Source organism: Streptomyces sp. NBC_01077, assembly GCF_045162855.1.
Taxonomy (GTDB): Bacteria; Actinomycetota; Actinomycetes; order Streptomycetales; family Streptomycetaceae; genus Streptomyces.
The window spans coordinates 7,683,214-7,705,805 of record NZ_CP108669.1; the positions used below are offsets into that span (position 1 = coordinate 7,683,214).

The following is a 22,592-nucleotide window of genomic DNA, read 5'->3' on the forward strand; positions in this document are numbered from 1 at the left end:
GGGAGCCTTGGCCATCGGCTGACGAAGGAGTCCGAAGGTGTCGAAGGTGACGTCGATGCTCGATGCCGTCGTCGTCGGGGCGGGTCCCAACGGACTGACCGCCGCCGTCGAACTGGCCCGCCGCGGCTTCTCCGTGGCCGTCTTCGAAGCCAGGCCGACCGTCGGCGGGGGCGCCAGGACCGAGGAGCTCACCCTCCCCGGCTTCCGCCACGACCCCTGCTCCGCCGTGCATCCCCTCGCGGCCGGTTCGCCGGTCTTCAAGTCGATGCCGTTGAAGCGGTACGGACTTGAGTGGCTCCACCCCGAACTGCCCATGGCGCACCCCTGGGACGACGGCACCGCCGCCGTCCTCGCCCGCTCGGTCGCCGAGACCGCCGCCTCCTTCGGGCCGCGCGACGCGGGGGCGTACCGCAGGCTCGTCGCGCCCTACGCCGGCAAGTGGGACACCCTCGCCCGGGACTTCATGCAGCTGCCGCTGACGGCGCTGCCCCGCGACCCGGTCACCCTCACCCGCTTCGGCCTCACCGGACTGCCGCCGTCGACCTGGCTGATGCGCCGCTTCCAGGACGAGAAGGCGCGGGGGCTCTTCGCCGGGCTCGTCGCCCATGTCATGGCCCCGCTCGGCGGCTTCGCCACCGGCGCCGTCGGCCTCGTCTTCGCCCTCGCCGCCCACGCCGGCGGTTGGCCCATGCCCCGGGGCGGCTCGCAGTCCATCTCCGACGCCCTCACCGCGTACCTCAAGGACCTCGGCGGCGCCGTCCACACCGACTTCGAGGTCAAGCGACTCGACGACCTGCCGCCCGCCCGCGCCTACGTCTTCGACACCTCACCCACGGCCCTCGCCCGGATCGCCGGCTTCGGCGGCCACTACGACCACTACCGGTACGGCGCGAGCGCCTTCAAGATCGACTACGCCCTGGACGGCCCCGTACCGTGGACCGCCGAGGAAGCCCGCCGCGCCGGAACCGTCCAGATCGGCCCCACCGCAGGGGAGATCGACACCGCCCTGCACCGGGCCTCCACCGGCACCGCGCCCGACGCGCCCTTCCTCATCACCGCCCAGCCCAGCCTCGTCGACCCCTCCCGTGCCCCCGAGGGCAAGCACGTGTTCTGGGCGTACGGACATGTGCCGAACGGCTGGCGGGGCGACCTCACCGAGGCGATCGAGCGCCAGATCGAGCGCTTCGCCCCCGGCTTCCGCGACCGCGTCCTGGCCCGCGCCACCGCGGGACCGCCCGAACTCGCCGCGCACAACGCCAACTACGTCGGCGGCGACATCGCCTGCGGCGCCGCCAGCGGCCTCCAGCTCCTGCTGCGCCCCACCCTCTCGCTCCGCCCCTACGCGACCCCGCACCCGGCGGTGTTCCTCTGCTCCTCCGCCACCCCGCCCGGCCCCGGCGTGCACGGCATGTCCGGCCACAACGCGGCGAAGGCGGTCTGGCGCCGGTTGCGAAAATAGACTGCCCCCATGGCGAAGTACTTTGACGTGCACCCCGACAACCCCCAGCAGCGCACCATCGGCACGGTGGCCGACAGCATCCGGAACGGCGCGCTCGTCGCGTACCCGACCGACTCCTGCTACGCGCTGGGCAGCCGACTCGGAAGCAAGGACGGCATCAGCCGCATCCGGGCGATCCGCGACCTCGACGACCGGCATCACTTCACACTCATGTGCCAGAACTTCTCCCAGCTGGGCCAGCTCGTGCACATCGACAACGACGTCTTCCGCGCGGTCAAGGCCGCCACCCCCGGCCCGTACACCTTCATCCTCCCCGCGACGAAGGAGGTTCCGCGCGCGCTGCTGCACCCCAAGAAGAAGACGGTCGGCGTGCGCATCCCCGACCACGTCGTCACCCAGGCCCTGCTCGCCGAACTCGGCGAACCGCTGCTCTCCAGCACCCTGCTGCTGCCCGACGAGGCGGAGCCGCTGACCGTGGGCTGGGAGATCAAGGAGCGGCTCGACCACCTGGTGGACGCGGTCCTCGACTCCGGCGACTGCGGAACCGAACCCACCACGGTCGTCGACTTCTCCAGCGGCGAGCCCGAGATCGTCCGGCGCGGGGCGGGGGACACCACGCGGTTCGAGTAGAGCGCGCCGCGAGCAGGCCACCGCTCGCGAACCGGCCCTTACGGTCAGGACCGTGACCGCCGTACGGTCGTGCGAGCACTTGCTCGCCACAGCCGAGGAGGACCGAGTCCCGTGATCGTCATCGCCCAGGTCAGCGACATCCATGTCGACGGGGAACCGCGCAGCGTCGACCGCACCCGTGCGGTCCTCAGGTACCTGGAGGAGCTGCCGTACGACCTGGCGGCCGTCCTCGTCACCGGGGACATCGCCGACCACGGGACGGCGGACGAGTACGCGGTCGTCCGGGAGCTGCTGAACTCCCGTCACCCGCTGCTCGTCTGCCCCGGCAACCACGACGACCGCGCCGCTTTCAGGGCGGGCCTCCTCGGTGGGACGGAGGGGGCCACCGCCCGCCCGGACGCGCCCGTCAACCAGGTGCTCCGGGGCGAGGGCTTCGTCGTGGCCCTCTGTGACTCCTCGGTGCCGGGCAAGGACGAGGGATTCCTTGAGGACGAAACGCTGGAGTGGCTGGACGGCGTCCTCGACGCCACCCCGCGCGAGGTGCCCGTCCTCGTCGCCTTCCACCACCCGCCGGTCCCGCTGCACACCCCGTACGTGGACGGGATCCGGCAGTTCGGCGAGGAGCGGCTCGCCGCCCTCGCCGAGCGCCACCCCCACCTCACGGCCTTCCTCGCGGGCCACGCCCACACGGCGGCCGCCACCACCTTCGCGGGGCGCCCGCTGCTCGTGGCCCCCGGGGTCGTCTCCGCCCTCCGCCTCCCCTGGGAGAACCCGGGCCCGGACTCCCCGCACGTCCACCTCGACCTGCCGCCCGCGCTCGCCTTCCACGTCCTGGGCGAGGACGGCAGGCTGACCACCCACTACCGGACGGTCACCGTCTGACCGCGACCGCTGTCAGAGGTCACCGTCTGACCGCGACCGCGACCGCGACCGCGACCGCAGCCTCGACCTCGACCGGGGACAGGGCGGCTCGACGACGATGTCGTTTTCTCGCCAGCCCGCGAGTCGTCCGTCCCCGATCCTGGACTCATGCACACCGACACCGAGCGCTGCGTCCGGGCCGTCCAGTCGAAGGACGCCCGCTTCGACGGCGTGTTCTTCACCGCCGTCCGCACCACCCGGATCTACTGCCGGCCCAGCTGCCCGGTCGTCCCGCCCAAGCCCGAGAACATGGAGTTCCACGCCAGCGCCGCCTCCTGCCAGCGCGCCGGATTCCGGGCCTGCAAACGGTGCCGGCCCGACACGAGCCCCGGCTCTCCCGAGTGGAACGTGCGCGCCGACGCCGTAGCCCGTGCCGTACGGCTCATCCAGGACGGGGTCGTCGACCGGGAGGGCGTTCCCGGGCTGGCCCGGCGGCTCGGCTGGTCCACCCGCCAGATCGAGCGCCAGCTCCTCGCAGAGCTGGGCGCGGGCCCGCTCGCCCTCGCCCGTGCCCAGCGCGCCCAGACCGCGCGGGTCCTCATCGAGACCACCCCGATGCCGCTGGGCGAGATCGCCTTCGCGGCCGGCTTCTCCTCGATCCGCACCTTCAACGACACCGTCCGCGAGGTCTTCGCGCTCACCCCCGGCGAGCTCCGCGCCCGCGCCGCCCGCCCCGCCCCCGACCGGGCGCCGACCCCCGGGGTGATCAGCCTCCGGCTGCCGTTCCGCACCCCGCTGGAACCCTCCAACGTCTTCGGCCACCTCGCCGCGACCGCCGTCCCGGGAGTGGAGGAGTGGCGCGACGGCGCCTACCGCCGGACCCTCACCCTGCCGTACGGGCACGGCATCGTCGCCCTCGCGCCCCGCGCCGACCACATCGCCTGCAGGCTCTCGCTCACGGACCCGCGCGACCTCACCCACGCCATCAGCCGCTGCCGCCGGCTCCTCGACCTCGACGCCGACCCCGTCGCCGTCGACGAGCGGCTGCGCGCCGACCCGCTGCTCGCACCGATCGTCGACGCGGCACCCGGCCGCCGGGTGCCCGGGACCGTCGACCCCGCCGAGTTCGCCGTACGCGCCGTCCTCGGCCAGCAGGTCTCCACGGCCGCCGCCCGTACCCACGCCGCCCGGCTCGTCACCGCGCACGGCACTCCCGTCGACGACCCCGAGGGCGGCCTCACCCATCTCTTCCCGAGCCCCGAGGCGCTCGCCGCCCTCGATCCCGAGACCCTGGCCCTGCCGCGCAGCCGCCGCACCACCCTCCTCACCCTGGTCCGGGCCCTCGCCGACGGTTCGCTCACCCTCGGTCCCGCCGACGACCGCGAGGAGGCCCGTGCCCGGCTGCTCGCCCTGCCCGGATTCGGTCCCTGGACCACCGAGATCATCGCCATGCGCGCCCTCGGCGATCCCGACGCCTTCCTCCCCGGCGACCTCGGTGTCCGCCGAGCCGCCGAAGGGCTCGGCCTGCCGGGCACGCCGGCCGCTCTCACGGCCCGCGCAGCGCACTGGCGCCCCTGGCGCGCGTACGCCGTCCAGTACCTCTGGGCGACCGACGACCACCCGATCAACCACCTGCCCAGCGAAGGACACTGAACCGCCATGGCCCCCATCGTCCGGCACACCGTCATGGACAGCCCGTACGAGCCGCTGACCCTGGTCGCCGTCGACGGCGTCCTCAGCCGCGTCCATATGACCGGGCAGCGCCACCGTCCGCCGGAGGAGAGCTTCGGCGAGCCCGACCCGCGTCCCTTCGGCGAGGCGATCCGCCAGCTCGACGCCTACTTCGCGGGCGAACTCACCGAGTTCGACCTGCCCTTGCGCCTGATCGGTACGGAATTCCAGCTCCGCGTCTGGGAGGAGCTGTGCCGCATCCCGTACGGGGAGACCCGGACGTACGGCGAACTCGCCGAGCTCCTCGGCAACCCCAGCGCCTCCCGGGCCGTGGGCCTGGCCAACGGCAAGAACCCGGTCAGCGTCATCGTCCCCTGCCACCGGGTGATCGGCGCGGGCGGCGGCCTCACCGGTTACGGGGGCGGGCTCGACCGCAAACAGCGTCTCCTCGCCTTCGAGTCGGGCCGCGACGCGACCCTCTTCTGACGGGACGCCTCGCGGTGTAGGTTCCGGGCATGGCCAAGGTCAACATCGCGCTCGACGCCGAACTCGTCGTGGAAGTCATGGTTCTCGCCGGTGTCGGCAACCCCCAGGACGCCGTCGAGGTGGTCGTCCGTGACTACATCGCCCGCGGACACCGCACGGAGGCACGAGCCGTCAGCCGCGACGAGGCGGAGCGCACCGGCGAGATCGTTCCGCCGGAGCCTCCGCAGGGCTGAGCGCCGAACAAGGTTGAGCGCCGAACAAGGCTGACCCCGAACAGGGCTGACGCCGAACAAGGCTGAGCGCGCGCATGGTTGAGCCCTGTGACCTCCTGACATTCTCCTGGCCTGTTTCTCTCCATAATTCAGTGCCGCCCCGACCATGATCGAAGTAGTGTGCGACCGGCTCCTGTGTGGCATGCACATGACGGGCCAATGTGGACGAAATGATCGGCAACAGGAGAGACTCATCATGCGCGTCAAGAGAACCGCCCGACTCGGGGCGTCCGTCGCTGCTTTCGCGATGGGCGTGCTGTGTCTGGCAGCACCCCAGGCCCAGGCTCAGGCTCAGGCGACCGGCTCCGATGCGACGGCCGCCGTCACCGTCGCACCGGACTGCCAGGGGATCTGCGTACTCGGCGTACGCGCCGCGACCCACCCGGAATTCGACCGCTTCGTCATCGACCTGGGCGAGGGTGCCATCCCCACCTGGACGACGAGCGTCCAGACGACCCCGCTGACCTGCTGCGGAGACGAGACCAACGAGCACGTCGTCCCGATCCAGGGCGCGCAGTACCTGAAGATCTACCTCTCCCCGGCGACCCGCTACGACTTCGCCAACCAGACGTCGGTGTACACCAGCCCGGACTTCCAGACGTACGGCTTCCCCAGCCTCAAGGGCCAGGGCCTGACCGACATCGTCGATCCCGAGGCGCGGGCGTTCCACATCGGACTGGCGCTCGGCGACCACTCCTCGTACCGGATCTTCAAGCTCACCGCCCCGAACCGCATCGTGGTCGACATCAACCACTGAGAGGTTCACGCACCACCGGCTGTGTCCCGCACCATCCTCCCTCTTGTGTAAAGGACAGAACCTCGTGCCACCTCGCATACGTCCGTCAGGACGTAGTGGATCGACCGCCTCCGGCGGCTCCGGCGGATCGCGGAGCAGGACCCTGACCGCGGCCCGTCTCACCACCGCCGCCGCGACCACCGCCCTCCTCGTGGGCCTCCTCCCCGGCATGGCGCTGGCCGCCGACGCCCCGCCGGCCGGCGCCGCCGCCGGCTGGTCGGCGCAGCCGGGGACGAACTCCGGCGGTGGGGCGACCCCCGACCGGGTACCCGCCGCCGACCGCGCGAAGACCATCGGCTCCGGCTACCGGGCGTCCAAGGACCGGGCGTGGACCACGTCCGGAGACGCCCGGGGCTTCCACGTCCTGGTCGCCGACGCCAAGGACGGCTACGCCTGGAAGACGGCGGCCACGCTGTACGAGCCCGGCTTCGACACCGACGCCTGGATCGGCAACGCCTGTCTGACCCGCTCCGGCAAGCGGGCCGTGGTGGCGTACGCGCCCCGCACCTTCACCAACAAGCCCGAGCTGATGGTCCGCGGCGCCTTCACTGCCGTCGTGGACCTGGCCACCGGCAAGGTCACCAAGCTGGCGAACACCGCCTCGCTCGCCTACTTCTCCCCGGGCTGCGGCACCGGCGAGAAAGCCGTCTTCACCCAGCTCACCCACGACGGCGAGAAGCAGAACGCCACCCGGCTGATCAGCGTCGACACCGTCACCGGCAAGAGCTCCGCGCCGGTACGCCTGGACGGACAGGTCACCTCCGCCGTCCCCACCGACCAGGGCATCGTCGCCGCCCACGGCTACCGCCTGGTCCGCATCGGCACCGACGGACGCGAGACGGAGATCGCCCGCACGGCCTCGGTCCCCTTCCAGCTCCGCCCCGACCGCTCCGGCGGTGTCACCTTCATCGAGCGCCTTCCCCAGGCAGCCGCCGGTACGAAGGCCGGGGGCGCCAGGTCCACCGCCAAGTCCGCCGGTGCCGACGCCACTTCGGCGACCGCCGAGGAGAGCGTGGCCCGGCGCGTCGACGCCCGGCAGATCCGACAGGGCAAGGCCGCCCCGACGACGCTCGCACGCGGCCCGCTCGCCGGCTGGGACCTGTCCTCCGCCGCCGACGGCACGGTGTACGTCACCGGAAAGGCCGCGACCCAGGGCGCGCTCCCGGACGCGGTGAAGAACCCCGGCACGCTCGCCAAGGACGACCGCATGTCCACCCTCGGCGACGCCGCCGTGGGCACCTCCTGGGCTCCCGGGTCCGACGCTCCGCTCGCCGACCAGAACACGGCCGACGAGCCCCGCTCCGTACGCACGCAGCTGCGCGTCCTCGACACGGGTGCGAAGGTGACCCTGCAGACCGAGCCCGGCGCCGAGCCCCTCGCGCCGCAGCAGGTCGCGTCCGGCGGTGCGATCTCGCCCGCTCTGAAGGTGCCGTCCGGCCCCACCCGCACCACCACGGGCGCCAAGTCCGGCTCCGGCGCCCAGAGTTCTGTCGCCGGTAAGGCCACGACCGCTGCCCTGGCCGCCGCGGCCGCCTCGCCCAACGACCCGGTGGAGGCCGAGCGCATGTGCGCCGTGCCCCGCGGTGACGTGAAGAAGCAGGCCCTGCAGCCGACCCCCCGCCAGGCGGAGTGGGCCGTGGACCAGGCCGTGATCGACGGTCTCTACTCGTGGGCCAACCGCCCGGCCAACTGGAACAACACCGGGATGTCCGCGTACAGCCCGCAGGTGCTCTTCCCGCTGCCCGTCCTTGAGGGCGACCCGAACGGTGTGGTCGACCGCGCCGACGAGTGGCACATCCCGGCCCAGATCCTGCTCGGTGTGACCGCGCAGGAGTCGAACATGTGGCAGGCCGCCCGGACCGTGGTCCCGGGTGTCTCCGGCAACCCCCTCATCGGCAACTACTACGGCATCGCGTACTCCGCGAGCGGCACCCAGTCCGACCCGTGGGCCGTCAACTGGGCCAAGGCCGACTGCGGTTACGGCATCACGCAGGTGACCGACGGCATGCGCCTGTCCGACACCCAGCTGTCGCTCAAGCAGAAGGAGGCCGCGGCGCTCGACTACTCGGCGAACATCGCGTACGGCGCCCAGATCCTCGCCTCCAAGTGGAACGAGACCCGGATCTCCGGCATGACCGTCAACGGCGGCAAGCCGAAGTACATCGAGAACTGGTTCTTCGCGCTCTGGGCCTACAACTCGGGCTTCCACCTGCAGTCCGCGGCCGGCAGCAACAGCGGCAAGTGGGGCGTGGGCTGGACCAACAACCCGGCCAACCCGCTGTGGAAGGAGAACCGCCTGCCGTTCCTGGAGTCCTCCTCCGGTGGCGACGACTACTCGCACGCCGCGCACCCGCAGGACTGGCCGTACCAGGAGAAGGTCATCGGCTGGGCTGCCCGCCCCATCTCGGCGCTGTTCAAGCCGGGTGACATGCAGGCCGGTTACAAGGGTGCGTGGTGGAACAACACCCCGGCCCGCACCCGGGCCAAGCCCCCGAACATGCTCTTCTGCACCGCGTCCAACGACTGCGACCAGAGCAAGATCGTCGACGGTGCCTCCAACAAGACCGGCATGGGCCCGTGCACGCTGCCGGGCGACCCCGACGACTCCAACCCGCTCTACCTGAAGTGCTGGTGGCACGAGTCGGTGACGTGGAAGAACTGTGAGGCGGCCGCCGAGTGCGGCAACCCCATCCACCGCTTCAACAACACCGACTATCCCGAGCAGCCGAACGAGAACTCCTCGTACCCGCCGCTCTGCAACTCCGGCCTCCCGTCCAGCACGTTCATCGTGGACGACGTCGCCGCCGGCGTGACACCCATGGGCCAGACGGGACACACCTGCGGCGTCAGCAACTCCGCCGGAACGTTCGGATTCACCTTCACCGACTCCAACGGCACCTACCCCGGCAAGATCGACCTGCACCAGATCGGCGCCGGCTACGGCGACCACTTCTGGTTCACCCACACCCGCAAGGCGTCCGACACCGACGGCGCCCGACTGAAGACCACCGGCACCTGGACCCTGGGCCGCACCCTGGACCAGTGGGTCCGCGTCATGGTGCACATCCCCGACCACGGCGCCCACACCCAGCAGGCCAAGTACGAGATCGACACCGGCAGCGGTTCCTTCACCCGTACCCGCACCCTGGGCCAGGAGCGCAAGGCCAACAGCTGGGTCTCGCTCGGCGTCTACAAGGTCTCCGGCACCCCGCGCGTGAGGCTCGCCAGCACCACGCTCGACGGCACCGGCGACGCGGACGTGGCCTGGGACGCCGTCGGCTTCCAGCCGCTGGCCGCCAAGCCGAAGCACATCGTCGCGGTCCTCGGCGACTCCTTCACCTCCGGTGAGGGCGCCGGTTCCTACTCCGTGGAGAGCAACAAGGACCACGGCACCAGCGAGTGGAACGCCTGCCGACGCAGCTCCAACGCGTGGGGACGCAAGCTCGTCCTGCCCGGCACCACCGAGTCGCTCGGCGCCATCGCCGACACCTGGGGCTCCGCCGCCGAGCTGGGCTTCGTCGCCTGCTCGGGCGCGATGACGAAGAACGTCGCGTACGTGCCGAGCGGCAACAACCCGCAGAGCTACGGCGAGGGCCAGTTCGGTGAGGTCCGCCAGGTCGACTCCGGTGTGCTCAGCGACGACACGACACTGGTCATGCTGACCCTCGGCGGCAACGACGAGGGCGGCTTCGCCACCGCCATGCAGGAGTGCGGCAGCCTGAGCGACTGCAGCAAGGACTCCGGCTTCCTGCCGAAGTACAAGGCGATCGTCGACCGCATGATCGCGGACCTCCGGCACGTCATGGACGGCATCGCGTACAAGGCGCCGAACGCGCAGATCATGCTCATGGGCTACCCGGAGCTGCTCAGCCGTACGGTGAAGTGCGCCGGTTCGCTCTACTACGACATGTCCGAGGTCGGCGCCCTCGCGCAGCTCGTCAACTACGCCGACGACCAGCAGAAGGCGATGGCCGACAGTCTGCGTGCGACCGGCATGAAGATCGAGTACGCCAACCCGGTCGGCACGTTCGTCGGCCACAGCGGCTGCGACGACCCCGAGTGGATCAACAAGTTCGTCCTCGGCCCCAACGGCGACGGCGACTTCCACCTCGGAGACCCGGCGGCCGTACCGGCCTCCTGCCTGTGGGGCGCGATGGGCGGCAGCTGCATCAGCCGCGAGTCCTTCCACCCCAAGAGCGCCGGCACCACCGGATACGCTGACGTCATGCGTCAGCGGTTGAGCGCCATCGGTTACGCCGGAACCCCCTGACGTGTCAGGAGATCCCGGCCGACGCACCCGCCTGCTCGCGGGCGGGTGCGTCTGGACCCTCATCGGCGCGCTGTTCCTGGCCGTCGTCGGCCTGCTGCTGGCGTCCGCCATGGTGACGGGGTTCTTCGACCGTCCCCAGGAGCCGCCCAAGAAGGACTTCGGCACGGCGTCCGGCGCCGAGGTGACCCGGCTCAAGCTCCAGGACGCCGCCGCCGACGGCACGCTGGGGTCCGAGGAGATCGCCGAGGCCGCAGGCACCGGCCGGTGGCACCGGGCGGACGCGGACACGCAGATCCGGATCACCGTCGCCTACCCGGACGCCCCTGGCGCACCGGGGGACTGCTACCGCTTCGACATCCCGCTCCCGCTCGACCAGGACACCCGGGTGGCGCTGCCGACACCGGGCCGGGGTTGTGAGGGAACGGGCGGGAACTGAGCCCGAAGGGCCGGCCGGAGACTCTCCGGCCGGCCTTTCCCCTGCCCGGGGGCGCGTCAGCCGGCCTTTCCCGTGCCCGGGGGTGCGTCAGCCGGACCGCTCGGCCAACCGCACGGTACGCGCCGCCAGTTCACCGATCCCCACCCCGTCGAAGCCGAAGACGGCGCTGCGCACCCGGTCCCGCAGCGGCTCCGACCACTGCGGCGGGATCGCCGCCGCCCCGCACATCACACCCGCCACAGAGCCGGCCGTCGCCCCGTTGGAGTCCGTGTCCAGGCCCCCGCGCACGGTCAGCGCGATCGTGCGGGTGAAGTCCCCCTCCCCGTACAGGAGTCCGGCGGTCAGCACGGCCGCGTTGGGGACGGTGTGGATCCAGCCGAGCCCCGACGTCCGCTCCGCCTGCGTGGTCAGCGTGGCGGACCGGTCGAGCCCCGCCTCGTACAGCGCGATCGTGTCCCGAACGGTCCGGGCGAGCCGGCAGCTCGCCGGGATCGGCTCCAGGGACGACTCCAGGGCGGACCGGATGTCCGGCGCGGTGAAGGCCGCCGCGATCAGCGCGGCCGCCCACATGGCCCCGTACACCCCGTTCCCGGTGTGCGAGAGGACCGCGTCCCGCCGGGCGAGCGAAGCGGCCCGGCGTGGATCTCCCGGACAGGTCCAGCCGTGGATGTCGGCCCGGATCAGCGCGCCGATCCATTCCTGGTACGGATTGTCGTACGTGGCCGTCAGGGGCGGCTTCAGCCCGTTGGCAAGGTTCCGGTAGGCGGCCCGTTCGGCGGTGAAGGTCTGCAGGTACGGCATCCGCAGCAGCCACTCCCGACCCACCTGCTCGGTCGTGAAGGCGGAGCCGTACGTCTCCAGGAGGTGCAGTCCCAGGATCGACCAGTCGATGTCGTCGTCCCGGCAGCTCCCGTCGATCCCCCCGCGCACACACCGCTCCCAGTCGGGCCGCAGCTCGAAACCGGAGGCCCCGGGCGGCGGGGGCGGCAGGTAGTCCGTCAGCGGGAGCGCGCCGGTCAGACGCAGATAGGCGTCGATGTGCTCCCGGGTCCAGTGGTCACCCTGCTCCACGGGCTTGCCGAGCATGTTCCCGGCGATCCGGCCCGTCCAGCCGCCCAGGACCCGGTCCGCGAGCTCCTCGTGCGTGAGGCCCATACCTCCGGTGTACCGAATCGGGCGGCCGGGCGCGCGCCGAGGCCGACCGCTCAGCCCTGGGGGCCGTCCTCCGGCGCGTCCGAGTCGGTACGGGCCTTCGCCGCCCGGCGCAGCCGGTGGTGACGGGCCCCGCCCTGCTCGGTGATCGCCTCGCCGACCAGGGCCCGTACCGCGTCCCCCAGACCATGCAGGGCGTGGTGCCGGGCCGCACCCGCGCCCGGATCCTCCCGCAGTTCCTTCAGGAGCGCCCAGCACAGCACCAGCATCACCACCACGAACGGCAGCGCCACCAGGATCGTCGCCGTCTGCAACGAGCTCAGACCGCCCACCACGAGCAGCACGGCCGCCACGGCGGCCATCAGAACACCCCAGGCCACCACCAGCCAGGTCGGCGGATTCAGCGAACCGCGACTCGTCAGCGAACCCATGACGAGCGAGGCCGAGTCCGCGCTGGTGATGAAGTACGTCATCACCAGGATCATCGCGATGACCGAGGTGACCGTGCCGATCGGCAGCGCCTCCAGCATCGCGAACAGCGAGGCCTCCGCCCCGTCCTTCATCGTCGCCGCCAGGTCCGCGGCGCCCGTGGACTCCAGCCGGATCGCCGTACCGCCCATCACGCAGAACCACACCACCGTCGCCCCGGACGGCACGAGCAGCACACCCACCAGGAACTCCCGGATCGTGCGGCCCCGCGAGATCCGGGCGATGAAGGTGCCGACGAACGGCGCCCAGGACAGCCACCACGCCCAGTAGAAGATCGTCCACGCCCCCAGCCACTTACGGTCGGTGAACGCGCCCGTCCGGCTCGCCATCGGCAGCAGCTGGTGCAGATAGCCACCGACCGAGGCCGGGATCGTGTCCAGGATGTAGACCGTCGGACCGAGCAGGAAGACGAACAGCATCAGACAGCCCGCGAGGACGATGTTCATCGTGGAGAGCCACTTCACGCCCTTGTGGAGCCCCGAGAAGGCCGACAGGACGAAGGCCGCGGAGAGCGACACGATGATGATCAGCTGCGTCGCCGTGGAGTCCGCCACGCCCATCGTCAGGTTCAGCCCCTCGGAGACCTGGAGCGCGCCGAGCCCCAGACTCGTCGCCGTGCCGAACACCGTCGCGAACACCGCGAGCAGATCGATCGCCCTGCCCGGCCACGAAGCCGCCCGGCGCGCCCCGATCAGCGGCACGAACGCGGAGCTCAGCCGGTTGCCGCGGCCCTTGCGGAAACCCGCGTACGCCAGGGCCAGGCCCGCGATGCCGTAGATCGCCCACGGGGTCAGCGTCCAGTGGAAGAACGAGTACTCCAGAGCCGTACGGGCAGCGGCACCGGTCCCCGCCGGGACGCCGGTCGCCGGGGGAGGGGCCAGGAAGTGGGTCAGCGGCTCCCCGACCCCGTAGAACATCAGCCCGATGCCCATGCCGGCGCTGAACATCATCGCGATCCACGCCACGTTGGTGAACTCGGGCTCCGAGTCGTCCGCGCCCAGCCGGATCCGGCCGAAACGGCTCAGCGCGATCACCACGCACAGCACCAGGAACGTGTCCGCGGCGACCACGAACAGCCAGGCGAAGTTGTCGAGCACCCACCGCAGGGCCGAGGACGAGGCGCTGTCGAAGGAGTCCTCGCCGAGGGCGGCCCACGCGACGACCGCCACGACCGCCGCCATCCCGATCCCGATGACCGTGCCGTCGGGCCTGTGCTGCTCCTGTGGGGCCCGTTCGAGCGGTTCCGTACTCATGTGACCCCACTATGGTGCGAAATATCAGCCGATCCGGGGGTGGCACGCCGTCCGGCGGTACGGATAGGGTCGGCCTCGGCGCGACTGCACGTTCGAAAGCAAGGGATGCAAGGTGACGGACGGGGCAGCAACTCAGGTCGCTCACGTACTCGTGGCAGCCGACAAGTTCAAGGGCTCGCTCACGGCCGTGCAGGTCGCGGAGCGGGTCACAGCAGGACTGCGACGGGTGATCCCGGAGCTCGCGGTGGAGACCCTGCCCGTCGCGGACGGCGGCGACGGCACCGTCGCGGCAGCCGTCGCGGCCGGATTCGAACGCCGCGAGGTCCAGGTGACGGGCCCGCTCGGCGAGCCGGTCACCGCCGCGTTCGCGCTGCGCGACACCACCGCCGTCGTCGAGATGGCGGAGGCCTCCGGCCTGCAGCTCCTCCCGGCCGGCGTGTTCGCCCCCCTCACCGCGACCACCTACGGCTCCGGTGAACTGCTCCGCGCGGCGCTCGACGCCGGCGCGACCACCGTCGTCTTCGGCGTCGGCGGCAGCGCCACCACCGACGGCGGAGCCGGCATGCTCGCCGCGCTCGGCGCCCGCTTCCTGGACGCGTCCGGCGCGCCCGTGGGCCCCGGCGGCGCGGCCCTCGCCGACCTCGCCACCGCCGACCTCACCGGCCTCGACGCCCGCTTCGCCACGGTCGACCTGATCCTCGCGAGCGACGTCGACAACCCGCTCACCGGCCCCAAGGGCGCCCCCGCCGTCTACGGCCCGCAGAAGGGCGCCACCCCGGACGACGTCCGCACCCTGGACGCGGCGCTCGCCCACTTCGCCACCGTCCTGGAGAAGGCCATCGGCCCCAAGGCGGCCGAGGCGGCCCTCGCCCCCGGCGCGGGCGGCGCGGGCGGCATCGGCTACGGCGCCCTCATCCTGGGCGCGAGCTTCCGGCCCGGCATCGAGCTGATGCTGGAGGTCCTCGGCTTCGCCCCCGCCCTGGAGCGCGCGACCCTGGTCATCACCGGCGAGGGCTCCCTCGACGAGCAGACCCTCCACGGCAAGGCCCCGGCGGGCGTCGCCGCGGCGGCCCGCGCGGCCGGCAAGGAGGTCGTCGCGGTCTGCGGCCGGCTGGCCCTCCCGCCGGAGGCCCTCGGCAAGGCGGGCATCCGCCGCGCGTACCCGCTCGCGGCCCTGGAACCCGACCCGGCGAAGTCCATGGCGAACGCGGGCCCGCTCCTGGAAGAGGCATCGGCGAACATCGCGCGCGACTTCCTGGCGTAAGCGCGCGGCCCGGTTGTGGGCCCTCGCTCCGCAGGGGCCGCCCCTTGCCGCGGCCGCCGAGCCCGGGGGGACCCCCATGCGGGACGATTGCCCACACGGGGAGTGGGCGGCGGGCACCGCCCTGGGGTGCAGGCGCAGGGCGGAGGCACCCCCTGGGGCGCAGGCCCAAGCAGGACGGGGTACAGCGGGGGTGGCGCGGTCGCCCCCGGCAGGGTTTCCGGCGCAGGGGAACGCCTCGGTCTCAGCCGCCCGACGCCGTCAGGCGGAACGCGTCCAGCGCCAGCGTCATCTCCGTCAGATCCCGCGGCCGCGACAGCGACCGCGCCGTCAGCTGCTCCAGCCGTCGCAACCGGTTGAAGACCGTGTTGCGGTGGCAGTACAGCCGCCCCGCCGCCCGCCCCGCCGACCCCTCGCACTCCAGCCACGCGTCCAGCGTCTCCAGGAGCACCGCCCGGTCCGCCGGGTCGAGTTCGAGCAGGCCCCCCAGGACGTCCGAGACCAGCAGGCTCGCCACCTCCGGCTGGCCCACCACCAGCGCGCCCGCCATCCGCCGGTCGAGCCGTACGATCTCGCGGCTGCCCGGCGGACAGGTCCGCAGCGCCAGCTCCGCGAGCCGCCGTGCCCGGCCCAGCTCGGTCAGGCCCACCACCACCGGACTGATCCCGCCGGGCCCCGGGCACCGCCCGTCGAGGAGTTCCGACAGCGCGTCCAGACCGGTGTCCCCGGCGAGCGCCACCACCCCCAGCTCACAGTCGGCCCCCATCCGCCACAGGAACCGCACCCCCTCGCCCTGCACCTGCCGGTGGAACGGCTCCCGCTCCTCCCGCCGGTCGTAGCGCAGCACCACCACCGCGTACCGCCCCTGCTCGGGCAGGTCCAGGCCCGCCGCCGCCCGCGACACCAGCTCGGGCGAGCGCTGGCCCTGGAGCAGCGCGTCCAGGAGTGCCTGGAGCTGCTCGTCCGTGCGGCGGCGCAGTTCGAGCTCCGTCGTCCGGTACGCCTCCGACGCCGTGTCCGCCTGCGCGTCCACGGCCGACCACACCGTCGTCGCCGACTGCATCAGCGCCGCCAGCTGCGCCGTGTCCGTGCCCGCGCCCTCGATCAGCGCGTCCCAGACGAGATGCCCGGCATGCCGGTAGGCGTGCACGACCAGTTCGAGGGGCATGCCCTGCGCGGCCCGCCGCCGGCCCATCTCGTCCGCGTGCTCCAGGTCCCGCCGGGGCGAGCTCCGGGGCGCCGAGATCATCTCGATCCCGATGCGTATCGCCTCCTCGGCCTCCTGCCAGTGCTGGTCGTACGGCAGGATCCGCCCGTAGGCGGGCTCGTACGCGTGGAGTTCCCTCAGATGCTCGTCCACCAGCTCCGGCACCCGCTCCAGAAGCGCCGTGCACGCCTGCGCGAGCACCTTCCAGTCGTCACCGGTCCGCCGTCTGCGCCGTCCCATGCCCGGAGGATCCACCGCCCCGGCCCCCGCCGCACAGCCCTGACGCGCAGCGTTGTGCGCATGCACAGCCCTTCGGCGCGCCCGCTGGTCACCGGCAGCGATTCGGCCGCGGGCCGTGGACGCGCGGTCCGGCGCGGTGTTGGGGTGAGCGCCATCGAACGGCCGAGTAACAGGAATCGGCCGGGAAAACCGGAAAAGGGGAACCATGGGAGGTACCGCACCCGCCCTCGAGGTGACGGACCTGACGGCGGGATACGGACCGGTACGCGCGTTGCGGCAGGTGTCGCTGACCGTACCGGCGGGTGAGGTCGTCACCGTCCTCGGAGGCAACGGAGCCGGTAAGTCGACACTGTTGCGGGCGGTCTCGCGCACCCTCCGGTTCCACGGCGGCGCCGTGGTCTCCGGCACGGTGAGCCGCGAAGGGCGGCCGCTCGACGGGCTGCCGCCCGACCGCGTCGTCGCAGCCGGAGTCTCCCAAGTGCCCGAGGGGCGCCAGGTCTTCGCCCGGATGACGGTCGAGGACAACCTGCGCGCCGGCGCGCTCGGCAGGCGCGGCGGCCGGGCGGCGAAGGCCGCTTCCCTCCGCCGGGTCCACGAGCTCTTCCCGGTCCTCGCGGAGCGCGCCCGTCAGCCGGCCGGGCTGCTCTCCGGCGGCGAGCAGCAGATGCTGGCCGTCGGCCGCGCCCTGATGGCCGGGCCCGGTCTGCTCCTGCTCGACGAACCCTCGCTCGGGCTCGCCCCGCTGATGGCGGCCCGGATCGCGGACGCGGTCCGGGAGATCAACGCCCAGGGCACGGCGGTGCTGCTCGTCGAGCAGAACGCGGCGCTCGCGCTGCGGCTCGCCTCCCGCGCGTACGTCCTGGAGGTCGGCGAGGTCACCCTCTCCGGCCCGGCCGCCGAACTCGCCGCCTCCGACGAGGTACGCCGCCGCTATCTGGGCGTGGTCGACGAGGACGCCGCCGCCGACGCGGCCCGCGCCCGCGCCACGCACCCGGTCCTGTCCCGCTGGGAGGAACCCCGATGACGTCGCTGCCCCCGCCACCCGGCGCCGAGCCGGAGCCCGGGGCCGGCAGCCCCGGCGGCCCCGCCCCCGAGCAGGCCGCCCCCAAGGCCCCCGCCCCCGACGTCCCCGCCCTCGAAGTCCGTGATCTCACCGTCCGCTTCGCCGGGCTCACCGCCCTCGACGGCGTCGGCTTCACCGTCCGGCCCGGCACCGTGCACGCCCTCATCGGGCCCAACGGCGCCGGAAAGTCCACCTGCTTCAACGTGCTCTCCGGCGTCTACCGGGCCACCGAGGGCTCCGTACGCCTCGGTCCGCACGAGCTGACCACGCTGCCCCCGCACCGGATCGCGGACCTCGGCGTCGGCCGGATCTTCCAGAACCTGGCCCTCCCGCCCCGCGCCACCGTCGAGGACAGCCTGATGCTCGGCCGCCACCGGCTGACCCGGACCGGCTTCGTCGCCGCCGGGCTCCGGCTCCCCTCGGCCGCCCGCGAGGAGGCGCGCCATCGCGCCAGGGTCCGGGAGATCGCCGCCTTCGTCGGCCTGGAGCAGCAGCTCGGGCGACCGGCGGGCTCCCTCCCGTACGGGCAGCAGAAGCTCGCCGAACTGGCCCGCGCCCTCTGCATGGAGCCGAAACTCCTGCTGCTCGACGAGCCCGTCGCCGGCATGACCGCCGACGAGCGGCGCCGTACCGCCTCGGTCATCGCGGGGGTCCGCGACAGCCTCGGCATCTCGGTGCTCCTCGTCGAGCACGACATGGGCCTGGTGATGCGGCTCGCCGACTCCGTCACCGTCCTCGACTTCGGCCGCCGGATCGCCGACGGGGCACCCACCGACGTCCAGAACGACCCGGCGGTCGTCCGCGCCTACCTCGGAGAGGAGTCCGCCGCGTGAGCACCTTCGCCGAGTTCCTGATCAACGGCATCTCACTGGGCTCGATCTACGCCCTCATCGCCCTCGGTTTCGTGGTCATCTTCCGCGCCACCGAGGTCGTCAACTTCGCCCACGCCTCCCTCCTCCTGGCCGGCGGCTACGTCACCGCCGTCCTCCACGACGAGATCGGCTTCTGGCCGGCCCTGCTCGCGGGCATCGCGGGCGCGGCGGTGGTCGGCGCGGCCGTCGAGTTCTTCGTGATGCGCCGTCACCGGGGCACCGACCACAGCGTCCTCGCCATCGTCACCATCGGCGTCGACATCCTCCTCGCCACCGAGCTGACCCGCCGGATCGGCACCGACATCCTCACCCTCGGCGACCCCTGGGGCGACGCCGTCGTCACCGTCGGCGGGGTCACCATCGCGGAGACCCGGATCGCCGCCCTGCTCGCCGCGGCCCTCCTCATCACCGCCTTCCTGCTCGCCTTCCGGTACACCTCCTGGGGGGTCGCCATGCGGGCCGCCGCCGAGAACCAGGAGACCGCCGCCCTCATGGGCATCCGGCTCGGCCGGGTCTCGATCGGCGCCTGGGCGGTCGCCGGCGGTCTCGCCGCCGTCGCCGCGCTCTTCCTCACCGTCTTCCCGACCCCGGGCCTGGAGCGGGCCACCTCGCTCGCCGCGCTCAAGGCCTTCCCGGCCGCCATCCTCGGCGGCCTGGACTCCACGACGGGCGCCCTCGTCGGTGGACTTCTCGTCGGTGTCACCGAGTCCCTCGCCACCGGCTACCAGGGCGACCTGGCGTTCCTCGGCCGGGGGATCGGCGATGTCGCCCCGTATCTCGTCATGGTCGCGGTGCTCCTGATCCGACCGGCCGGACTCTTCGGCACGAAGGAGCTTGCCCGTGTCTGAGACCCTCGCCCGGAGCGGTCTCCGGGTCCGTACCCCCGCGGTGTACGGGTGGGCCGCCGCGGCTCTCGTCCTCATCGCCGTCCCCTTCTACCTGGACCGGTTCTGGCTCCAGGCGGGCCTGTTCGCGATGGTCGCCGCCCTCGGCGCGATCGGCATCAACCTGCTGACCGGCGCCACCGGACAGCTCTCCATGGGGCACGCCTTCTTCCTCGCCGTCGGCGCCTACGGCTACTGCGCCTTCGCCGGGGACGGCACCGACGGGCTCGCGGGTCTCGGCCTGCCCGGCTGGCTCGCCGCCGTCCTCGCGGTCGCCCTCGCGGGCCTCGCGGGCGGCGTGTTCAGCCCCATCGCGGGCCGGCTACGGGGCGCGTACCTCGGTATCGCCACGCTCGCGCTGATCTTCATCGGTCAGCATGTGCTGTTCAACGCCCATGACCTCACCGGCGGTTACAACGGCCGCGCGGTCCCGCCGCTCTCCCTCTTCGGTCTCACCTTCGACGACACCGAACTCCTCGTCGCCCAGGTGCCGTTCGGAGCGGTGGAGAAGCTCTGGTACCTCGGTCTGGTCCTGCTTCTCGGCGGGGTGCTCTTCGCCCGGGGCGTCCTCCGGGGGCGCCCCGGGCGCGCGATGAACGCGATCCGCGACCACCGGATCGCCGCCGGCGTCATGGGTATCCCGGTGGCCCGCTACCGCGCCGCCGTCTTCGTCCTGTCCTCGATGTACGCGGGTCTCGCCGGCGTCCTGCTCGCGCTGGTCTTCCAGCGCACGGTGCCGGAGTACTTCGGCATGGCGCTCTCCCTCGAATACCTGGCCATGATCGTCATCGGCGGTCTCGGCTCGGTCGCGGGCGCGGTCGCCGGAGGCGTCTTCGTCTCCCTGCTGCCGCAGCTCCTCAACCGCTACAGCGACGCGCTCCCGCTGGTCTCCGCCCCGGGCACGGGCGGGATCGCACCGGGGGAGGCAGCGCGCTACCTGTACGGCGCCGCCGTCGTCGCGGTGGTCCTGTTCCTGCCCGGAGGCCTGGCCCGGCTGGCGGCCGGAAGGCCGGGAAAGCCCGGAAGACCCGGAGGATCCGGAGACCCCAAGGGCGCCAACAACCCCAAGAGCCCCACAGTCACCGACCCCACCCCCACCCCCACTCACACCCCGTCCAACGAACCCTCAGGGGAGGCACGATGAACCACAGACGACAGGCCGTGCGGGGCCTGGCCGCGGCGCTCGCCGCACTGGTCGCCCTCACCGCCGCCGGATGCAGCTCCAAGGCGAAGACCGGCGACGGCAAGCAGACCGGTGCGGGCGGGGTGAAGACCGGCGAGGGCGTCACCGACAAGACGATCTCGCTCGGCGCGCTCACCGACATGACCGGCGTGTACGCCACCCTCGGCAAGAGCGTCACCCAGGCCCAGCAGCTGTACGTGAAGCAGGTCAACGCCGCCGGCGGGATCTGCGGCCGGCAGCTGGAGCTGACGGTCCGTGACCACGGCTACGACCCGCAGAAGGCGCTCGCCGCCTACACCGAGCTGGAGCCGAAGGTCGTCGGCTACACCCAGTTCATCGGCTCCCCGTTCGTCGCCGCCGTCAAGCCCCGGGTCGACGGCCAGGACAAGGGCCTCGTCCTCCCGCAGGCCTGGTCGGCCTCGCTGCTCGGCTCCCCGTACATCCGTGTCCTGGGTGCCACGTACGACGTCGAGACGATCAACGCCGTCGACTTCCTGGTGAAGGAGAAGGGCCTGAAGTCGGGCGACAAGCTCGGCCACGTCTACTTCGAGGGCGACTACGGCGAGAACGCACTCAAGGGTTCGAAGTACGCGGCGGAGAAGGCGGGCCTGACCGTCGTCGAGCAGAAGATCAAGCCCACCGACAACGACATGTCGGCGCAGGTCGCGGCACTCAAGCAGGCCGGGGTGAAGGGCATCGTCATCAGCGCGGGTCCGCGCCAGGCGGCCTCCCTCGTCGGGGTCGCCGCCGCCACCGGCCTCCGCGTGCCGGTCGTCGGCAACAACTCGGCCTTCGCCCCGCAGCTGCTCGGCACCCAGGCGGGTCCCGCCCTGGAGAAGATGTACTGGTTCGCCTCCCCGAGCCTCCCCATCGGCGCGGACACCCCGACCGCGAAGAAGCTCGTCGCCGACTACAAGGCCGCCTACCCGAGCGACTCCCTCGACAACGGCATCGTCGCCGGCTGGACCGCGGCGAGCGTCTTCGGCGAGGCCCTGAAGAAGGCCTGCGAGGGCAAGGACCTCACCCGCGAGGGTGTCGACAAGGCGCTCCTGACGATGACGGCCTACGACGCCGGCTTCGGGATGAGCCACAACCTCGGCGACCCCAAGGCCCCGTCGTCCCGTGAGTCCGTCATCATCCAGCCGGACAAGACGGTCCCCGGCGGCATGCGCACGGTCCGTCAGCCCTTCGTCGCGGACGCCGCGAAGTCCTACACGCCCTGACCGGCCGGGCCCTGGTCCGCGAAGCCCGTCCGCCAGGACGCGTGGGCCGGGGTCCAGCCGAGGGCACGGGCCCGGGCGTTCGCCGCGCCCCGGGCCCAGGGCGCCCGGCCCTCGCTCCTCCCGGGCGCCGGGACACCCAGGGCCTGCGCCAGGACCGGTAGCCAGGCGTGGCCGGGCGCGGGCTCGTCGTCCACCACGTTGTACGCGCCCGAGGGCCACGCGAGAGCCCGTACGGCCGCCTCGGCGGCGTCGGCGACGTGCACGAAGGAGCTCACCGATCCGTCGGCCGCCGTGCTCCCGAGGAACCGGGCCGCCGGGTTCCCGGCGAGCGCGGCGGCCACGGCGCCCCCGGGGGCGTACCAGGTTCCGGGGCCGTACAGGATGCCGTACCGCAGGACCACCGCCTCCGGCAGCTCGGCCACCCCGGACTCCAGGCCCTGCACCCCCGCGACGATGCGGGACCGGGGCGCCTCCTCGGTCGGGTCGAGCGGGACGGACTCGTCCGCGGGCCCGTCCCCGGGGGCGTACGCCCAGCTGATCGACTGCGCGACGATCCGTCGCACGCCGGCCGCGCGCGCCGCGTCCACGAGGTTCCGGGTGCCGTCGATCCGGACCCGGTTGTTCGCGGCGCCATCCGCAGCCCCGAGGTCCGTCAGCTGATGGATCACCGCGTCCGGCGCGGCCTCGGCCACCGCACGGCGCACCGCCCCGGCGTCCAGGACGTCCACGGGGCGCGGTCCGCGCCGGGAGATGCCCACGACGTCGTGACCGGCCTCCTCGAGCAGGGGCACGAGCTGACGACCGACGGCGCCCGTGGCGCCCGCGACGAGTACACGCATGATCCACAGCCTAGAAGATCGTCACACGCGCGAAACAACGCGGTG

Annotated in this window: 19 protein-coding genes; 15 read left to right on the plus strand and 4 right to left on the minus strand. The window is 72.6% G+C overall.

Annotated elements, in window-relative coordinates; genetic code table 11:
• The first annotated feature begins 46 nt into the window (after window positions 1–46).
• The 9 genes from OG462_RS34635 to OG462_RS34675 all read left to right on the plus strand — a co-directional run bounded on the left by OG462_RS34635 (window position 47) and on the right by OG462_RS34675 (window position 10,881).
• On the plus strand, window positions 47–1,459 hold the full coding sequence (locus OG462_RS34635; protein WP_406066837.1) for a phytoene desaturase family protein: 1,413 nt from the start codon (window positions 47–49) through the stop codon (window positions 1,457–1,459).
• 9 nt (window positions 1,460–1,468) lie between these two features.
• Window positions 1,469–2,089: an L-threonylcarbamoyladenylate synthase gene (locus OG462_RS34640; protein WP_406063856.1), complete on the plus strand. Its 621-nt coding sequence runs from the start codon at window positions 1,469–1,471 to the stop codon at window positions 2,087–2,089.
• Between the two features lie 111 nt (window positions 2,090–2,200).
• Window positions 2,201–2,971, plus strand: coding sequence for a metallophosphoesterase (locus OG462_RS34645; protein WP_406063858.1), 771 nt, complete (start codon window positions 2,201–2,203; stop codon window positions 2,969–2,971).
• Window positions 2,972–3,118: 147 nt separating this feature from the next.
• On the plus strand, window positions 3,119–4,603 hold the full coding sequence (locus OG462_RS34650; RefSeq protein WP_406063860.1) for an AlkA N-terminal domain-containing protein: 1,485 nt from the start codon (window positions 3,119–3,121) through the stop codon (window positions 4,601–4,603).
• 6 nt (window positions 4,604–4,609) lie between these two features.
• The gene (locus OG462_RS34655) at window positions 4,610–5,107 is read left to right on the plus strand and encodes a methylated-DNA--[protein]-cysteine S-methyltransferase (RefSeq protein ID WP_406063862.1); all 498 of its coding nucleotides are present in this window, start codon (window positions 4,610–4,612) and stop codon (window positions 5,105–5,107) included.
• 29 nt (window positions 5,108–5,136) lie between these two features.
• Entirely contained in the window at window positions 5,137–5,340 is a 204-nt protein-coding gene (locus OG462_RS34660; RefSeq protein WP_406063864.1) for a type II toxin-antitoxin system VapB family antitoxin, read from the plus strand.
• Window positions 5,341–5,575: 235 nt separating this feature from the next.
• Window positions 5,576–6,136 carry a hypothetical protein gene (locus OG462_RS34665; protein ID WP_406063866.1) on the plus strand — a complete coding sequence of 187 codons (561 nt, stop codon included), beginning with the start codon at window positions 5,576–5,578 and terminating at the stop codon, window positions 6,134–6,136.
• A 64-nt stretch (window positions 6,137–6,200) separates the two neighbouring features.
• Window positions 6,201–10,445 (plus strand): SGNH/GDSL hydrolase family protein, encoded by a 4,245-nt coding sequence (locus OG462_RS34670; RefSeq protein WP_406063867.1) that lies wholly within the window; start codon window positions 6,201–6,203, stop codon window positions 10,443–10,445.
• A 1-nt stretch (window position 10,446) separates the two neighbouring features.
• Window positions 10,447–10,881 carry a hypothetical protein gene (locus tag OG462_RS34675; RefSeq protein ID WP_406063869.1) on the plus strand — a complete coding sequence of 145 codons (435 nt, stop codon included), beginning with the start codon at window positions 10,447–10,449 and terminating at the stop codon, window positions 10,879–10,881.
• Window positions 10,882–10,968: 87 nt separating this feature from the next.
• Here OG462_RS34675 and OG462_RS34680 read toward each other — a convergent pair whose 3' ends face one another.
• Both OG462_RS34680 and OG462_RS34685 read right to left on the minus strand, forming a co-directional pair.
• Entirely contained in the window at window positions 10,969–12,036 is a 1,068-nt protein-coding gene (locus OG462_RS34680) for an ADP-ribosylglycohydrolase family protein (RefSeq protein ID WP_406063871.1), read from the minus strand.
• Between the two features lie 50 nt (window positions 12,037–12,086).
• On the minus strand, window positions 12,087–13,775 hold the full coding sequence (locus tag OG462_RS34685) for a BCCT family transporter (RefSeq protein ID WP_406063873.1): 1,689 nt from the start codon (window positions 13,773–13,775) through the stop codon (window positions 12,087–12,089).
• 112 nt (window positions 13,776–13,887) lie between these two features.
• Between OG462_RS34685 and OG462_RS34690 the strand changes: the two genes are divergently transcribed.
• Entirely contained in the window at window positions 13,888–15,039 is a 1,152-nt protein-coding gene (locus OG462_RS34690; protein WP_406063875.1) for a glycerate kinase, read from the plus strand.
• 241 nt (window positions 15,040–15,280) lie between these two features.
• Here OG462_RS34690 and OG462_RS34695 read toward each other — a convergent pair whose 3' ends face one another.
• Complete coding sequence (locus OG462_RS34695) at window positions 15,281–16,483, minus strand: PucR family transcriptional regulator (RefSeq protein WP_406063877.1); 1,203 nt, start codon at window positions 16,481–16,483, stop codon at window positions 15,281–15,283.
• 205 nt (window positions 16,484–16,688) lie between these two features.
• Here OG462_RS34695 and OG462_RS34700 point away from each other — a divergent pair, with 205 nt between their 5' ends.
• From OG462_RS34700 to OG462_RS34720, 5 genes are read left to right on the plus strand one after another with little or no spacing between them, the layout of a single operon-like run.
• Window positions 16,689–17,507, plus strand: a complete 819-nt coding sequence (locus tag OG462_RS34700; RefSeq protein ID WP_406063879.1) for an ABC transporter ATP-binding protein — start codon at window positions 16,689–16,691, stop codon at window positions 17,505–17,507.
• Window positions 17,504–18,379, plus strand: a complete 876-nt coding sequence (locus tag OG462_RS34705; protein ID WP_406063881.1) for an ABC transporter ATP-binding protein — start codon at window positions 17,504–17,506, stop codon at window positions 18,377–18,379. Before OG462_RS34700 ends, OG462_RS34705 begins: the two co-directional genes overlap by 4 nt.
• Window positions 18,376–19,266 carry a branched-chain amino acid ABC transporter permease gene (locus tag OG462_RS34710; protein ID WP_406063883.1) on the plus strand — a complete coding sequence of 297 codons (891 nt, stop codon included), beginning with the start codon at window positions 18,376–18,378 and terminating at the stop codon, window positions 19,264–19,266. The genes OG462_RS34705 and OG462_RS34710 overlap by 4 nt, the downstream gene beginning before the upstream one ends.
• Window positions 19,259–20,446, plus strand: coding sequence for a branched-chain amino acid ABC transporter permease (locus tag OG462_RS34715; RefSeq protein WP_406063885.1), 1,188 nt, complete (start codon window positions 19,259–19,261; stop codon window positions 20,444–20,446). The genes OG462_RS34710 and OG462_RS34715 overlap by 8 nt, the downstream gene beginning before the upstream one ends.
• Window positions 20,443–21,708 carry an ABC transporter substrate-binding protein gene (locus OG462_RS34720; RefSeq protein ID WP_406063887.1) on the plus strand — a complete coding sequence of 422 codons (1,266 nt, stop codon included), beginning with the start codon at window positions 20,443–20,445 and terminating at the stop codon, window positions 21,706–21,708. The genes OG462_RS34715 and OG462_RS34720 overlap by 4 nt, the downstream gene beginning before the upstream one ends.
• Here OG462_RS34720 and OG462_RS34725 read toward each other — a convergent pair.
• Window positions 21,696–22,547: an NAD-dependent epimerase/dehydratase family protein gene (locus OG462_RS34725; RefSeq protein ID WP_406063889.1), complete on the minus strand. Its 852-nt coding sequence runs from the start codon at window positions 22,545–22,547 to the stop codon at window positions 21,696–21,698. The genes OG462_RS34720 and OG462_RS34725 overlap by 13 nt on opposite strands.
• Window positions 22,548–22,592: the final 45 nt, after the last annotated feature.